The organism is Bacillus sp. NPDC060175 (genome assembly GCF_042728695.1).
In the GTDB taxonomy this organism is placed as follows: Bacteria; Bacillota; Bacilli; order Bacillales; family Bacillaceae_G; genus Bacillus_A.
On record NZ_JBHWYR010000046.1, the window covers coordinates 1 to 15,139 of the forward strand.

Consider the following 15,139-nt stretch of genomic DNA (forward strand, 5'->3'; position numbering starts at 1 on the left):
CAGGATCAAACTCTCCAATAAAGTTAGTTTGTCTAGCATCTAAAAATAAAAATTGACGTTCACGTTGTTTGTTTCGTTCAGTTTTCAAAGAACTTATCTGCCGCTTCAGAAGCGACTTCATCATATTAACATCTTCATTTTTCGATGTCAACTATGTTTTTCAATTTCTTTTTTGTCGTTTTCTGCGTTTCTGCATCAGCGACGTTTATTAATATATCATGTGAAAAAATGAAATGCAACACCTTTTGAAAACTTTTTTGAAACCAACTACATTTCTTTTTTAATATCATATACTTAAACGAAACATCTCTTTCATTTCTAAGTAATTCCTACATATATTCTATAGAAAGTCACTCTGCCAAAAAGTGTTTCTTTCTATAGAAACGTTTTATTCATATACCATATCATACAAGGAGGAATATACATGGACTACACCGACTTATTAATAAAACTAGGTCTCTCGGCCATTTTAGGATTCGCCATCGGTTTAGAGCGCGAATTAAAACGTAAACCACTCGGTTTAAAAACGTGTTTAGTTATTTCTATAATTAGTTGCCTCCTGACGATTGTTTCTATTAAAGCAGCTTACAACTTACCACATACCGATCATATGAATATGGATCCACTTCGACTTGCCGCTCAAATTGTATCAGGAATCGGTTTTTTAGGTGCCGGTGTAATTTTACGAAGAGGAAACGATAGTATTGCGGGATTAACGACCGCCGCTATGATTTGGGGTGCTTCTGGCATTGGCATTGCCGTTGGAGCTGGTTTCTATATCGAGGCTACTTTCGGAATGTGTTTCCTTATGATTAGTGTAGAACTTATACCCTTAACGATGAAATTCGTCGGTCCTAGATCATTTCGTCAACGTGATATCGCAGTTAAACTCGTTGTACGAAATATGGACAATATCCCCATTGTAATTGAAGAAATAAAAGAAATGGATATAAAAGTTAAAAACATGAAGCTCAAAACATTGGAAAATGGTTCGCACTATTTACATTTGAAATTGTCTATCGATCAAAAAAGACATACTGCCGATGTTTACTATGCTCTTCAGCATCTTGAAAGTGTTCAACAAACTGAAGTGGAGAGTATGTAACATAAAGAAAAACGTAACTACTCAGCCATACATTTCATTCAGAATTTTGATAAGGAGTGTTAGTCCAGCGAAAATACGTACCTTATCGCCTATATTTTTCAGCATATGGATTGCTGCCATTGAGATAAGAATGGACCTACATCTTGCTACCTTTCTTTGTTTTAAAACTTTGCACGTGGCAGGAAAAGGCACTGACCGCTCCTATACATAGCCAGTCCCTCTCGACCATTTAAAAAAATGCTTTTCTGGCATTTTTTCATAGAGTGACTGAGTAGTTAAAGAAAAACTCTCTTTTTAATTAGAGAGTTTTTCTTTTTTCTATAATGGTAACAATGAATGTAGTCCTGAAACGTAAGGAGGAATAAGGAACTTGAAATCCCGCTCGAATTTAGTAGATACATTTCGTGATTCCATTATTTTTCGTTTAATTTGTTTTATTATTGTACTTACTGCTTTTTCTGGCTTTCTTATACATACACTCGAGCCAGATCACTTCACCACATGGTTCGACGGGGTTTGGTGGTCAATCGTTACCATTTTCACCGTTGGATACGGCGATTTCGCCCCCCATACAACGATAGGAAAACTTATTGGTATCTGTATTATTTTATTAGGAACTGGATTTTGTTCTTATTATATGGTTCTATTCGCTACCGACATGATTAGTAAACAATATATGAGAATTAAAGGAGAAGAAGCTGCTACCTCTAATGGTCATATGATTATCGTTGGCTGGAATGAGCGTGCAAAACATGTTGTAAAACAAATGCACATATTACAACCGAACCTTGATATCGTTTTAATTGATGAAACACTTTCTTTACTTCCAAAGCCATTTCATCATTTAGAATTTATAAAAGGTTGTCCGCATCACGATCAAACTTTATTAAAAGCTAACATCGCAACAGCTCACACTATATTAATAACATCAGATAAAGAGAAGAACGAAAGCTTAGCAGATACACAGTCCATTTTAAATATTTTAACTGCAAAAGGACTTAATCCAAACATTCACTGCATCGCTGAACTTCTTACTTCTGAACAAATCCAAAATGCAACGAGAGCTGGCGTATCAGAAATTATAGAAGGAAATAAATTAACGAGCTATGTATTTACCGCTTCTCTTTTATTCCCTTCCATTTCAGGTGTACTATTCTCACTTTACGATGAAATCTCCGATAACAAATTACAACTGATGGAGATTTCCCCGTCCTGCACCGGACAATCCTTTGCAAATTGTAGCTATACTCTTTTAAAGCAAAACATTCTCTTACTAGGTGTAAAGCGCGACGAACAATATATGATCAATCCAGTTCATTCTTTCATTCTCATCGAAAGCGACATACTCATCGTTATTCACCATTAAAAAAATGATTTTCTAGTTCTTGTACCAGTACTTTACCAATACTGATATATTTTCTTTTCACGTCTCCATCGGGATCTTTCGGCTCAGCAAATTGATCAACTCCACTCGTTCCAGCTGTTAAAGAATTAACATTATCATCTAGTTCGTCTTGATATACGTGCGAAAGAATATACGGCGTTTCAAGACGGACTATTACCTCGGGCACATCTAGTTCTCCATCCACCGCTGTAAATGGTACTCGTAAAAATTGATAGCCATCTTCTTCGTCGATTTTATAATCAAAACATCCTTTATCATAATCCCAATTACCACCAATACTATATCCGAGTGGTTTCATAATCTCTTCTAACTTATATAACGCATATGTACGTCCTTCTAAATTTGATTGAATCGGAATCAAGCCCATCCCTCCTAGACTTTTCCTTTAGCATACCCATTTTAGTTTGAATATACCGATGTACTTTTTCGTAAAACAACAAAAAGCGACCGGAGACCCGATCGCTTTTTATTATTTTAAACGCTCTTCTAATTCTGCTTTTAACTCTTCAAATCCTGGTTTTCCAAGTAGAGCAAACATATTTTTCTTGTACGCTTCTACTCCTGGTTGGTCAAATGGATTTACGCCTAATAGGTAGCCGCTCATCGCACATGCTTTTTCGAAGAAGTATACAAGGTAACCGAATGTGTACTCGTTTAGTTCTGGAATGTTTACAATTAAGTTCGGTACTCCGCCATCGCTATGTGCAAGTAATGTACCTTCGTATGCTTTTGTGTTTACGAAGTCTATCGTTTCACCAGCAAGGTAGTTTAATCCATCTAAATCGTTGTCGTCTAATTCGATTTTTAGTTCGTGTGTAGATTTACCTACTTTAAGAACTGTTTCGAATAGGTCACGACGACCTTCTTGAATATATTGACCTAATGAGTGTAAGTCAGTTGAGAAGTTTGCTGAAGATGGGAAAATACCTTTTTGATCTTTTCCTTCACTTTCACCAAATAACTGTTTCCACCACTCAGAGAAGTAGTGAAGTGCTGGCTCATAGTTAACAAGCATTTCAATTGTTTTCCCTTTATTGTATAGGGCATTACGAACTACTGCGTATTGGTAAGCTGGGTTTTCTTCAAGTTCTGATTTCGCGAAATCATTATGACCCGCAGCTGCACCGTTCATCATCTCTTCAATGTTTAGGCCACTTACTGCGATTGGCAATAAACCTACTGGTGTTAATACAGAGAAACGACCGCCAACATCATCTGGAATAACGAACGTTTCGTAGCCTTCATTATCAGATAATGTTTTTAAAGCACCGCGCGCTTTATCTGTAGTCGCATAAATACGTTTGCGTGCTTCTTCTTTTCCATACTTTTCTTCTAATAATTTACGGAAAATACGGAATGCGATTGCAGGCTCTGTTGTTGTACCTGATTTGGAAATAACGTTAATAGAAAAGTCTTTCCCTTCTAGTACGTCCATTAAATCTTTCATGTAAGTGGAGCTAATGTTTTGTCCAACAAATAGCACTTGTGGAGTTTTACGTTGTTCTTTAGAAAGCGTGTTATAGAAAGAATGGTTTAACATTTCGATTGCTGCGCGTGCTCCTAGGTAAGAACCACCAATACCTACAACAAGTAAAATGTCAGAGTCATTTTTAATTTTTTCTGCGCATTTTTGAATGCGAGCAAATTCTTCTTTATCATATTGAAGCGGAAGCTCTACCCATCCAAGGAAATCGTTCCCAGCTCCAGTTTTTTCGTGGATTGCATGATGTGTTACTTTTACTGCATCACGTAAATAAGTTAGTTCATTTTCACCGATGAAGGATAACGCTTTAGAATAGTCGAACGTTACATGTGTACTCATCTTTTTCCCTCCAATTATGTATATGTATTTCTGTATTCACTTTAGCGAAACTAAAGTTGTAAATCAAGCGATTCAATAATTGTAAACGTAACCATTATTTATTTTTTAGAAAAAGTTCATTTTTTGCATAAAAATTCGCATTTTTCGGTATAGATGTATATACATCGTTTTTCGTACATTTTTTATGTATAAAAACACCAAAACTACCCCATTATATAAAGGAGTTAAATTTTCTTATTAACTCTTCACTTGCTCATGCTTCACATTAAGGGGGGCTTTTTCATGAGTACATTGCAACGTATCGCATTAGTCTTCACTGTAATCGGCGCTGTTAACTGGGGACTGATCGGGTTCTTCCAGTTTGACTTAGTAGCAGCTATTTTCGGTGGGCAAAACTCCGCTCTTGCACGTATTATTTACGGCATCGTTGGTATTTCTGGGCTTATCAATCTCGGCTTACTATTTAAACCATCCGAGAATCTTGGTACTCACCCAGAAACACATGAAATTCAATAGTCAGTATGTCTTTTTCGCCTCCGACATACGAATATGATTGCATGCAATCATATTTGCAAATATATATATCATAAGTCACAGTAAAAGAGGAACGCTCATATGCGTTCCTCTTTTACTTTATTACCTCCGATTCTTCAATCCATTCTGCTAGCTTTTCACGCAGCGTATTAAATCCATTCTCAGATGGATTCGGTATAAGAATTCGTCCTTGCTTTCTTTTCGCCGCTTTTAACGATAAACTCATTTTTCTGTGTTCTTCATCAATTGAAAGTACTTTTACTTCTACTGTATCCCCGACCTTTAAAAAGTCATGAATGTCTTTTACATACCCATTTGTGATTTCAGATATATGCACAAGTCCTTGTGTTTCTGCATCCAAAGCTACAAATGCACCGTAATCTTGAATTCCAGTTACTTTCCCTGTTACAACCACTCCCGTTGTATATTGTTCTGACATGTGAAACACTCCCATACGTTTACCATTTTCTCTACAATTGTAAATAGCAAAGCAGATGTATTTATTGTTAAATATCCGATTAGTGAGTAAGTATCCTAAGTAAAACACCGGGGATACTCCCACCTTATATTAGTAAATTATACCACTTTGATAGAGCTCATTCAAAATTCACGAAAAAATTTCCTGTAATACGTATAATTCTCCAATATTAGGATAGAATACTAACACATGGCTTTCTAGTATTCCCCCCCTTTTATGGACAAAACGTATTGTGTTTTGTCCTTTTTTTATTCTCTATGAACCGTTCCATTCTCTTCATTGCTTCCATAAGTTGCTCAAGCGATGTTGCATATGAACAACGAATAAATCCTTCACCACTCCCGCCAAACACATTTCCAGGAACAACAGCCACTTTTTCTTCTAATAATAATTGTTCTGCAAATTCTGCTGAAGATAATCCGGTTGAAGCTATAGAAGGGAAGACATAAAATGCCCCGCCTGGTACATGACATGTTAAGCCCATTTCATTGAAAGATGTCGTCATAAAGTTACGACGTTGTTTATAGCTATCTCTCATTCGAATTACTTCATCATTTCCCCCGCGTAATGCTTCAAGTGCTGCAAATTGAGACATCGTCGGTGCACACATCATTGAATACTGGTGGATTTTGAGCATTAATTCTGAAAATTGCACAGGGGCTGCAATCATCCCAAGACGCCATCCTGTCATCGCAAATCCTTTTGAAAACCCTGAAATTAAAATTGTATGGTCACGCATATTTTTAATACTCGCGAAACTCGCATATGCTTCGTCGTATACGAGCTCTGCATAAATTTCATCAGATAACACGATTAAATTATACTTCTCAACAATAACTGCTAGCTTTTTTAATTCGGATTTATTTAACATTGCGCCTGTTGGGTTATTGGGAGAACAAAGTAATATTGCCTTTGTTTTCGTTGTAATAGCTGCTTCAATTCGATCTGGCTGTACTTTAAATTCATCTTCTAATGAAGTCGCTACTGGAACTGGGACCCCGCCCGCTAACGTAACAAGTGGTGCATACGAAACGAAACTTGGTTCAATAATAAGTATTTCATCATCAGGGTTTACAATAGCGCGCATCGCTACATCTAGCGCTTGACTCGCCCCAACTGTAACAATGATTTCATCATTCGGATCATAAGATACTCCAAATTGTTTTTTTAGATACTTTGCTATTTCTTGACGGAGCTCCAATAATCCTGCATTTGCTGTATATGACGTATATCCTTGTTCTAAAGAACGAATACATGCTTGCCTTACATTCCAAGGTGTAACAAAGTCCGGCTCCCCCACTCCAAGTGAAATAACACCTTTCATACTTGCCGCTAAATCAAAAAACTTTCGTATACCGGACGGTTGTAAAGATTCTGCTACTCTAGATAGGTCGAATTGCTTCACGGTGTCACCACAATTCTCTTATCATCATCTGTCTTTTCATAAATAATCCCCTCATGTTTATACTTCTTCAAAATAAAATGAGTTGTCGTTGAAACGACAGATTCAATTGTTGCTAATTTCTCAGAAACAAACATTGCTACTTCTCCCATCGTTTTCCCTTCTAATGTAATAGAAAGGTCATATGTCCCAGACATTAAATAAACGGATTTCACTTCTGAATAGCGATAAATTTGTTCGGCTACCGCATCAAAACCCACACCACGCTTCGGTGTAACTTTCACATCAATCATCGCCGTTAAACCAGTATGTTCTTTCACTTTTGTCCAATCGATATGTGTTACATAGTCCACGATAATCTTTTCACTTTCTAATTTCGCAACCATTTTTTTCGCTTCTTCTACTTCTATATTTAACAACTTCGCTAATGTATCTACAGATAAACGGCTATTCTTTTCAAGACAAGCTAATAATTCCAATTCTTTCTCTGTCACCATATAAATCATCCTTCCTTTTAGTTTGTGTCTAAATTATACAAATACTCTTTCCAGTTTGAAAAGAAGATTTTTTTTGAGAATTATGTCAAAATAAAGTGAAACTTTAATCAGCGGAATGCTTTATCCCGCTGATTATTAGCCCACACCAATCGGGCCTTTACGGACAGTTGCTTTCTAACTTATATTCTTTGCCTTAGCTGTTCTTCAAGGCGGAAAGCTTACTGCCCGCAAATAGCGGGGTAAAGTGAAACTTTAATCAGTGGGAGGGTTCATACCCGCTGATTATTAACCTTCACCAATCGGGCCTTTACGGGCAGCCCGGACTCCCACCTAACCTCTTTGTTTCAGCCATTTTTTGAGGTCGGAGTCTTACTGCCCGTTAATAGCGGGATAAAGCGAAACTTTAACCAGCGAGAGGGTTCATACCCACTGATTATTAGTACACACCAATCCGGGTAAAGAGGAAAGGGGATGGAACCGTGAAACCAAAAGTATATATTGCCGAACCAGTTCCAACATTTGTAGAAAACTATTTATCAGAACACTGTGATTTTGATAAATGGGATCAAAATCAGAAAGTACCTCGTGATGTTCTATTAGAAAAAATAAAAGATAAAGATGGATTATTAAATTTCGGATCTACTATAAATGAAGAGTTATTGCAGGCTGCTCCTAATTTAAAAGTAGTAAGTAACATTTCTGTTGGCCATGATAACTTTGATTTAAAAGCGATGGAAAAACAAAATGTTATCGGAACGAATACTCCATATGTGTTAGATGATACAGTCGCCGATCTCGTTTTCGCTCTTATGTTATCTGCTGGTCGCCGTGTTTGCGAACTCAATTCTTATGTAAAAAATGGTGAATGGAACGCTGAAATCGGAAAAGAACACTTCGGACTAGATGTACATCATAGTACGATTGGTATTATCGGAATGGGACGAATTGGAGAAGCTGTCGCAAAACGAGCGAAATTCGGCTTTGATATGAATGTCCTTTACTATAACCGTCGCCGTAAAGAAGAAGCTGAGCAAAAATTTGATGCTACATATTGTGATTTACAAACTCTAATCGAACAATCTGATTTTATTATTCTTCTTACTCCATTAACAGATGAAACGTATCATCTTATCGGTGAAAAGGAATTTTCACTAATGAAAGAAACAGCAATTTTCATTAATGCTTCTCGCGGGAAAACAGTAGATGAAACTGCATTAATTCATGCGTTAACAGAAAAGAAAATATTTGCAGCCGGCATCGACACATTTACACAAGAGCCGATTCAAAAAGAGAATCCGCTCTTATCATTACAAAATGTTGTAACTTTACCGCACATCGGATCTGCAACATTAAAAACTCGGCAGCAAATGGCGATGACCGCTGCTGAAAATTTAGTGGCAGGATTACAAGGAAAAACACCACCTAATATTGTGCGTGGGTAATTATAAATACGCAAAAGGCAAGATGACGATGTCATCTTGCCTTTTTTTGTTAACATATTTTGTTTCTTGTCTGGAGATGATATGAACAAAAATCAATGGAGTGAAAAAAAATGAACCATGAATGCAAATGCCCTTACTTCACTTTTTCCACTCGCGGGACTACTATTCATTACGAATTGTATGAACATAATACTAAAAAAGAACGACCTACTTTCGTACTCGTTCACGGCTTCCTCTCTTCCTCATTTAGCTATCGACGACTCATTCCTTTACTAACAAAGGAAGGTACAGTAATTGCCCTTGATTTACCACCATTCGGAAAAAGTGATAAATCTCATCTCTTTAAATATTCTTATCACAATTTAGCAGCTATTATTATCGATTTAATCGAACATTTATCTCTTTCGAATATTGTATTAGTTGGTCATTCTATGGGCGGACAAATTTCACTCTTTGTAAACCGCCTGCGCCCTGAATTAATTTCAAAGACGATTTTACTATGTAGCTCTAGTTATTTAGCACGTGCAAACTTCCCTTTACTGTACTCCTCTTATTTACCGTTCTTCCACTTATACGTGAAGAACTTGATTATTCGAAGGGGCATCGTTCATAACTTAATGAATGTCGTTCATGACCATTCATTAATTGACAATGAAATGATGGAAGGCTATGCTGCTCCTTTTTATGATGATCGTATATTCCCTGCTTTAACTCGAATGATAAGAGACCGTGAAGGTGACTTATCTTCAACTGAATTGCAAAAAATCGAAACCCCAGTATTACTCATTTGGGGTGAAAAAGATCGCGTCGTCCCTGTACATGTAGGACACCGTCTCCATAAAGACCTACCTAATTCAACTTTCATTTCTTACGAAAATACAGGACACTTACTACCTGAAGAAAAGCCCGATCATGTTTATGAAGAAATTATTGCGTTTGCGGCGCAATAAAGTGAAGCTTTAATCCGTGGGAGGCTCTATCCCCACGGATTATTAGCCTTCACCAATCGGGTTTTTACGGGCAGTTTGATTTCTCGCCTAACCTCTTTGCTTCAACCGAATTTTGAGGCGGGAGTTTTACTGCCCGTTAAAACGGGATAAAGGGAAGCTTTAATCAATCCGAACGAAAACAAACAAAAAGGCTGTCGTAAATTCCGACAGCCTATAATGAACAACTTCCGCCTTCTTTTAGTACGAGTAACTCTACTGCTAATTTTTCGCATTTTTCAAGTGCAGGTACTTCTTCAAAAGACATAAAGTATATATGTTGAATCTTCTTTGCGATGTATTTCGGATCATCAAACACACTTACGACGTTTACGACATCGCTCGCTTCTGTTTCATAAAACTCCGGTCCCATTTGAAACGGATCCCAATTTTTCACAACCTCAATCATTTTGTCATATGCACCCATCTGATTCCCGCCTTTTCACTTTTTAATGCTTTTCTTTATCGTATCATATCAGCTATTCTATAAGAAGAGTGAGAATTTTCATAACTTAACAGTTTGACAGAAGAAAGGAGCAAACATATGCAACTATTTCATAAAACGGTAAATCGTCGCGGAACACATAGTACAAAATGGGATACATATAAAAATGAAGAGCTCATCCACGCTTGGATTGCCGATATGGATTTTGAAGTACCAAAACCAATTCAAACTGCATTACAAAAACGCATAGAACATCCTATTTTCGGCTATACACTTCCTCCTGAAAATATTGGGGATATCATTTGTAATTGGACGAAAAGCCAATACAATTGGGAAATACAAAAAGAATGGATTGTATTTAGCGCAGGTATCGTTCCAGCTCTTAGTACGAGCATACAAGCTATAACGAAAGAAGAAGATGCCGTACTCGTACAACCTCCTATTTATCCACCATTTTTTGAAATGGTCAAAACAAATAATAGACAATTATGTGAGAGTCCCTTGTTTAAACAGAATGGCATATATAAGATAGACTTCGAGCATCTAGAAACTCAGTTTAAACAAGGTGTAAAACTAATGCTTCTTTGCAGCCCGCACAATCCTATCGGGCGCGTTTGGACGAAAGAGGAGCTAATAAAACTCGGTACGTTATGTACGCAATATAATGTAACCGTTGTCGCGGATGAAATTCACGCCGATATTATTTATAGAGGCCATACTCATACACCGTTTGCTTCTTTATCTGAAGAATTAGCAGCACGCACTATTACTTGTATGGCTCCGAGCAAAACATTTAATATCGCTGGATTGCAAGCATCGACCATCATTATTCCGAATGAAAATCTCCGTACTACCTTTATGTCTATCCAATATAGACAAGGATTCCACGGATTAAATACATTTGCTTATACAGCAATGCAAAGTGCCTATACAGAATGTAATGATTGGCTAAATGAAATTCGATTGTACGTTGAAGATAACGCTCAATTTGCTTGTGAGTATATTCAAAATCACATACCAGCTCTTTCTATAATTAAACCAGAAGGCAGTTTTTTACTGTGGATTGATTGTTCCCACTTGGACCTTTCTCAAAATAAACGAACAGCCTTGCTTGAAGAGAAAGGTAAAATCATCGTTGATCCTGGTGAGAAATACGGAACAGGTGGAGAAGCCCATATAAGAATTAACATTGGCTGTCCTAGATCTGTTTTAGAAGAAATTTTAAACAGACTGCGTCATACATTCTCCTAACAAAAAAAGAGGCTGTTCCAAAATCATTTTGGGACAGCCTCCTTTTTTCGGTAAATCGATATAATTCCACTTACTATCATGTGGTTTCTCAACAAAATCTACCATTCACGGTACATTCTATTTTTTCTTCATGTCCGACGCTTTTTTTACGATAACACCGCAAGCAATTCGATCACCAGATTTTCCTGTTGGTTGTGTCATACCATCATCAGGGTTTTCTGTAATTATAATAGACGCTCCATCTTTTCTATGAATCGTCGTTTTTCCTTCTTCAAGCGTTATATGCGGCGCATCGATTTCCGCTTTAATCTTTCCAGAACCGTCTGCAATTACGTTCGGTAAATCACCATTTTCTGCACCCTTCGGATTGAGGCGTCCGTGCTTTTTATTGTCTGGATTAAAATGATTCCCAGATGATTCAAAACGAGGTGCTTTACACTCTCCAATTTCGTGTACATGTATTCCATGCGGGCCTGGTGTAAAACCTTCCGCTTTAATCTTAATCTTCACTCCACTTGTTTGCTGAACTACTTTTGCAGTCCCAACTTCATCACCTGAAGCATTATGTAATTTCACGTCAATTTCTTTCGGCTTTCCTTGGTCACAACCCGCCATCAGAAATAACAAACAACAACTGAAAAAAAGCCGTCTTTTCATTCAATTCCCTCCAAAATACTTTCTGCCCTTAGATTGTCCGAGCATAGAGGGAAACATGCAAAAATGAATTACTGTTTCTTTTCAGCTAAAAGCTTTTCTTCTACTTTCTGTAATCGCTCTGCTTCTCGTTTTGATACACGAATAAACATACGCCACGTAGCAACCGCACCGATGATAAATAGAACGCAAACAATACCTGGAATAATATACTCCGTTTTATCTTCAGGAAAATATAAAGGCATCATACAGAACACTCCTTATCGAGGAATTTATGGCAAAAATAAACATCAGAATTTTCTGTTTTATCACCTTAAATTATAATTGAAGCCTGTCATATTCTCAAGGGGGGCGTTCCGAAAGCGAATGATTTCTTTGACTCCTTCGCGCACTTTCCTTACTATAAACTTGAGGTGAAAAATATGAGAGAAACATTTGAAATTGGTGAAATCGTTACTGGTATTTATAAAACTGGAAAATACATTGGCGAAATTACAAATAGCCGTCCTGGCAGTTACGTCGTAAAAGTATTAGCTGTTTTAAAACATCCGGTGCAAGGTGATTTACATAATGTAAAACAAGCTGACGTACCATTCTTCCACGAAAGACGCGCTTTAGCTTTTCGTGAACAGACGAACATTCCAGAGCAAATGGTGAAGAAATATGAAGGAGAAATTCCGGATTATACAGAGTCACTAAAACTAGCATTAGAAACTCAAATGAATTCATTTTCTGAAGATGATTCACCTTTTGCGGGGCGTAGTCTAGAAACACTTCAACAATTGAAGCAAGATTACAAACTTTAAAAAAACAAAACGACCAAATTACATGTTTTGCAATTTGGTCGTTACTGTGTACTCACATTCTTTAACACTTTCGAAAAATCAACAAGTTCTCCTAATGTCGGAGGTGCTGGTTTGACTAAATACTCTTTATCTTTTTCTACTAACTTAAAAATATTATATGTCGTCATCGCATCATCAAGCGCACAATGATGCTTTCCTGTTCCTGCTTTTCCATAAGCCTCAATTGCTTTCCACAGCCCTGTTTGATTTCTTTCTCCAAAAAACTTCTTATACTCAAGCGATAAATCACGACACTGTCCAAAGAATGGAAATTCTACTCCCGCCATTTCGCAATTTTGCTTTAAGACTTTCATATCCATATTTCCCCACGTTACAATTGTCGGTTTACACCTCTTTTCATATTCTGCAAGTTTCTCAACAAGTTCATGAAAAGAAATTCCTTTGTCCACTACTTCCTGTTTAATTCCTAAAAATTTTTTACATCGATCCGTTAAAGACGGAAATGTTTTCGGTCTAACATGCGATGAATACGTATCTTCCACCTTACAACCAACAACTGAAACGAGTCCGACCTCAATAATTTCTGGGAAAAAACCTTTTGGCTTTTTTCTATGCTGGGGCATCGTAAACTCAAAGTCTAAAAACAAAAATCGTTGTTCATCCATACGATCCCTTCCTTATCATCTTTGTCATTCCTTTCTATTTGACACTCCTACACGAACAAGCTCGAATGCTGATTCGATTTTAAATATTCAGATTGGATGTATCTTATATATATGTCAGATGCCCACAAATATTTTTAAAAATAAGAAAAAATGACCTATGCAGAAAATATGACAAAATAAACCCTTTCATTTACATCCGCCATTTTTCTACTTTATAATGACGTTATGTGTGTTTCATCTAGTTAATTTTTTGACACACTAAGAAAAGTGAATGAAAGGAGATGAGAGTTTTGCACGAAACAACGCAAGAACTCGCAAACTGGCAGTATTATTTCGCTATCGCAGTCTTTTTAATTACATATGCCATTATTATTTCTGAAAAAATTAACCGCGCTGTCATCGCACTTCTTGGTGCAACATTCATGGTAATTGCCGGGGTCGTTGACTTACACAATGCCTTTACGAAACATATTGAATGGGGAACAATTACATTACTCATCGGTATGATGATACTGGTAAACATTACAAGTAAGTCAGGTGTCTTCCAATACGTTGCCATTAAAGCCGCAAAAGGAGCACAAGGAAATCCAATTAAAATTTTAATTTCACTTTCCTTACTTACCGCGCTTGGCTCCGCATTTTTAGATAACGTTACAACCGTACTTCTTGTTGTTCCAGTTACTTTATCTATTACGCGCATCTTGCAAGTAAATCCTGTTCCATATTTACTTTCTGAAATTATTTTTTCAAACATCGGAGGAACAGCAACATTAATTGGTGATCCGCCAAATATTATGATTGGTTCTGCTAATAAACATTTAGATTTCAATGCTTTCTTATTCAACTTAGCACCTATCGTAATCATCATTATTGCTGTTACAGCAACAATTCTTTACTTCATGTACCGTAAGCAATTAATTGCTGATCCTGTACAAATTAAAAAATTAATGAGCTTAGATGAAAAACAATACATTAAAGACCCAGTATTAATGAAGAAATCTTTAACAGTACTTGGCCTTACTATTTTAGGTTTCATGACTCATTCCATTTTCCATATTGATGCAGCTATCATCGCCTTAACTGGCGCTACTGTACTTATGCTAATCGGTGTGAAAGAGCATGAAATTGAAGAGGTATTCGCAAGTGTAGAGTGGGTAACAATCTTCTTCTTCGCGGGACTATTCGTACTCGTTGGAGGACTTATTGATATCGGGCTTATCAAAATGTTAGCTCAAAAAGTAATTGGAATAACAGGCGGAGATATTTCTCAGGCATCTATCCTTGTTCTATGGGTATCTGGTATCGCCTCTGCAACAATTGATAACATTCCATTCGTTGCAACAATGATTCCACTTATTAACGATATGGCAGTTGGGCTAGGTTTATCACCTTCCGACGCACAAATCGACGTACTATGGTGGGCATTAGCATTAGGTGCTTGCTTAGGTGGAAACGGAACATTAATCGGGGCTTCTGCTAACGTAATCGTAGCCGGAATCGCAAGTCGTGAAGGACATAAATTCAGCTACATGGAATTCCTTAAAGTCGGCTTCCCAATTATGATCGTTTCATTAATCATTTCTCACATTTACATTTACTTACGCTATCTTATGTAGTAGAAAAAAGCGCCCTGCTCAGCAGGGCGCT

17 protein-coding genes are annotated in these 15,139 nt (G+C 37.0%); 8 read left to right on the forward strand and 9 right to left on the reverse strand.

Translation table 11 applies throughout. The features are described 5' to 3' along the window. The first annotated feature begins 424 nt into the window (after positions 1-424). Both ACFWDE_RS20590 and ACFWDE_RS20595 read left to right on the forward strand, forming a co-directional pair. Complete coding sequence (locus ACFWDE_RS20590) at positions 425-1,105, forward strand: MgtC/SapB family protein (protein WP_377894362.1); 681 nt, start codon at positions 425-427, stop codon at positions 1,103-1,105. Positions 1,106-1,475: 370 nt separating this feature from the next. Continuing rightward, on the forward strand, positions 1,476-2,471 hold the full coding sequence (locus ACFWDE_RS20595; protein WP_377894364.1) for a potassium channel family protein: 996 nt from the start codon (positions 1,476-1,478) through the stop codon (positions 2,469-2,471). Here the strand turns inward: ACFWDE_RS20595 and ACFWDE_RS20600 are convergent. After that, the gene (locus ACFWDE_RS20600; protein ID WP_377894366.1) at positions 2,458-2,871 is read right to left on the reverse strand and encodes a YugN-like family protein; all 414 of its coding nucleotides are present in this window, start codon (positions 2,869-2,871) and stop codon (positions 2,458-2,460) included. The genes ACFWDE_RS20595 and ACFWDE_RS20600 overlap by 14 nt on opposite strands. A 108-nt stretch (positions 2,872-2,979) precedes the next feature. Continuing rightward, a complete protein-coding gene (locus tag ACFWDE_RS20605; RefSeq protein WP_377894367.1) occupies positions 2,980-4,332 on the reverse strand; it encodes a glucose-6-phosphate isomerase in 1,353 nt (450 codons plus the stop codon). 282 nt (positions 4,333-4,614) lie between these two features. Between ACFWDE_RS20605 and ACFWDE_RS20610 the strand changes: the two genes are divergently transcribed. Beyond that, on the forward strand, positions 4,615-4,848 hold the full coding sequence (locus ACFWDE_RS20610; protein ID WP_002034535.1) for a DUF378 domain-containing protein: 234 nt from the start codon (positions 4,615-4,617) through the stop codon (positions 4,846-4,848). Between the two features lie 112 nt (positions 4,849-4,960). Here ACFWDE_RS20610 and yugI read toward each other — a convergent pair whose 3' ends face one another. From yugI to ACFWDE_RS20625, 3 genes are all read right to left on the reverse strand, one after another. After that, complete coding sequence (gene yugI / locus ACFWDE_RS20615; protein WP_002015848.1) at positions 4,961-5,305, reverse strand: S1 domain-containing post-transcriptional regulator GSP13; 345 nt, start codon at positions 5,303-5,305, stop codon at positions 4,961-4,963. A 253-nt stretch (positions 5,306-5,558) separates the two neighbouring features. Then, on the reverse strand, positions 5,559-6,749 hold the full coding sequence (locus ACFWDE_RS20620) for an aminotransferase (RefSeq protein ID WP_377894369.1): 1,191 nt from the start codon (positions 6,747-6,749) through the stop codon (positions 5,559-5,561). After that, positions 6,746-7,243 carry an Lrp/AsnC family transcriptional regulator gene (locus tag ACFWDE_RS20625; protein ID WP_002124435.1) on the reverse strand — a complete coding sequence of 166 codons (498 nt, stop codon included), beginning with the start codon at positions 7,241-7,243 and terminating at the stop codon, positions 6,746-6,748. Before ACFWDE_RS20625 ends, ACFWDE_RS20620 begins: the two co-directional genes overlap by 4 nt. 449 nt (positions 7,244-7,692) lie before the next feature. On the opposite strand from ACFWDE_RS20625, the gene ACFWDE_RS20630 reads away from it, so the two are divergent. Together ACFWDE_RS20630 and ACFWDE_RS20635 are read left to right on the forward strand one after the other, a co-directional pair. Next, the gene (locus ACFWDE_RS20630; RefSeq protein WP_377894417.1) at positions 7,693-8,685 is read left to right on the forward strand and encodes a 2-hydroxyacid dehydrogenase; all 993 of its coding nucleotides are present in this window, start codon (positions 7,693-7,695) and stop codon (positions 8,683-8,685) included. Positions 8,686-8,795: 110 nt separating this feature from the next. Beyond that, complete coding sequence (locus ACFWDE_RS20635; RefSeq protein ID WP_377894372.1) at positions 8,796-9,635, forward strand: alpha/beta fold hydrolase; 840 nt, start codon at positions 8,796-8,798, stop codon at positions 9,633-9,635. Positions 9,636-9,846: 211 nt separating this feature from the next. On the opposite strand, the gene ACFWDE_RS20640 is transcribed toward ACFWDE_RS20635, so the two are convergent. Further along, positions 9,847-10,098: a YugE family protein gene (locus tag ACFWDE_RS20640; protein WP_002015854.1), complete on the reverse strand. Its 252-nt coding sequence runs from the start codon at positions 10,096-10,098 to the stop codon at positions 9,847-9,849. A gap of 117 nt (positions 10,099-10,215) precedes the next feature. On the opposite strand from ACFWDE_RS20640, the gene ACFWDE_RS20645 reads away from it, so the two are divergent. Next, entirely contained in the window at positions 10,216-11,367 is a 1,152-nt protein-coding gene (locus ACFWDE_RS20645; RefSeq protein WP_377894375.1) for a MalY/PatB family protein, read from the forward strand. A gap of 117 nt (positions 11,368-11,484) precedes the next feature. Here ACFWDE_RS20645 and sodC read toward each other — a convergent pair whose 3' ends face one another. Together sodC and ACFWDE_RS20655 are read right to left on the reverse strand one after the other, a co-directional pair. Next, a complete protein-coding gene (gene sodC, locus ACFWDE_RS20650; RefSeq protein ID WP_016096632.1) occupies positions 11,485-12,024 on the reverse strand; it encodes a superoxide dismutase [Cu-Zn] in 540 nt (179 codons plus the stop codon). A gap of 68 nt (positions 12,025-12,092) precedes the next feature. Beyond that, positions 12,093-12,269 carry a hypothetical protein gene (locus tag ACFWDE_RS20655; protein ID WP_000982763.1) on the reverse strand — a complete coding sequence of 59 codons (177 nt, stop codon included), beginning with the start codon at positions 12,267-12,269 and terminating at the stop codon, positions 12,093-12,095. Positions 12,270-12,443: 174 nt separating this feature from the next. On the opposite strand from ACFWDE_RS20655, the gene kapB reads away from it, so the two are divergent. Further along, positions 12,444-12,827, forward strand: a complete 384-nt coding sequence (gene kapB, locus ACFWDE_RS20660; protein ID WP_001209324.1) for a kinase-associated lipoprotein KapB — start codon at positions 12,444-12,446, stop codon at positions 12,825-12,827. Between the two features lie 41 nt (positions 12,828-12,868). Here the strand turns inward: kapB and kapD are convergent, their stop codons facing one another. Beyond that, positions 12,869-13,492 carry a 3'-5' exonuclease KapD gene (kapD, locus tag ACFWDE_RS20665; RefSeq protein WP_219920706.1) on the reverse strand — a complete coding sequence of 208 codons (624 nt, stop codon included), beginning with the start codon at positions 13,490-13,492 and terminating at the stop codon, positions 12,869-12,871. A gap of 290 nt (positions 13,493-13,782) precedes the next feature. On the opposite strand from kapD, the gene ACFWDE_RS20670 reads away from it, so the two are divergent. Then, positions 13,783-15,108, forward strand: coding sequence for an ArsB/NhaD family transporter (locus ACFWDE_RS20670; RefSeq protein ID WP_377894376.1), 1,326 nt, complete (start codon positions 13,783-13,785; stop codon positions 15,106-15,108). Positions 15,109-15,139: the final 31 nt, after the last annotated feature.

Bases quoted from the DNA above. Each gene is read 5' to 3' on its own strand.
- ACFWDE_RS20590 (WP_377894362.1), top strand. From the start codon at position 425: ATGGACTACACCGACTTATTAATAAAACTAGGTCTCTCGGCCATTTTA.
- kapB (WP_001209324.1), top strand. From the start codon at position 12,444: ATGAGAGAAACATTTGAAATTGGTGAAATCGTTACTGGTATTTATAAA.
- kapD (WP_219920706.1), bottom strand. From the start codon at position 13,492: ATGGATGAACAACGATTTTTGTTTTTAGACTTTGAGTTTACGATGCCC.
- ACFWDE_RS20605 (WP_377894367.1), bottom strand. From the start codon at position 4,332: ATGAGTACACATGTAACGTTCGACTATTCTAAAGCGTTATCCTTCATC.
- sodC (WP_016096632.1), bottom strand. From the start codon at position 12,024: ATGAAAAGACGGCTTTTTTTCAGTTGTTGTTTGTTATTTCTGATGGCG.
- ACFWDE_RS20625 (WP_002124435.1), bottom strand. From the start codon at position 7,243: ATGGTGACAGAGAAAGAATTGGAATTATTAGCTTGTCTTGAAAAGAAT.
- ACFWDE_RS20635 (WP_377894372.1), top strand. From the start codon at position 8,796: ATGAACCATGAATGCAAATGCCCTTACTTCACTTTTTCCACTCGCGGG.
- ACFWDE_RS20645 (WP_377894375.1), top strand. From the start codon at position 10,216: ATGCAACTATTTCATAAAACGGTAAATCGTCGCGGAACACATAGTACA.
- ACFWDE_RS20655 (WP_000982763.1), bottom strand. From the start codon at position 12,269: ATGATGCCTTTATATTTTCCTGAAGATAAAACGGAGTATATTATTCCA.
- yugI (WP_002015848.1), bottom strand. From the start codon at position 5,305: ATGTCAGAACAATATACAACGGGAGTGGTTGTAACAGGGAAAGTAACT.
- ACFWDE_RS20610 (WP_002034535.1), top strand. From the start codon at position 4,615: ATGAGTACATTGCAACGTATCGCATTAGTCTTCACTGTAATCGGCGCT.
- ACFWDE_RS20640 (WP_002015854.1), bottom strand. From the start codon at position 10,098: ATGGGTGCATATGACAAAATGATTGAGGTTGTGAAAAATTGGGATCCG.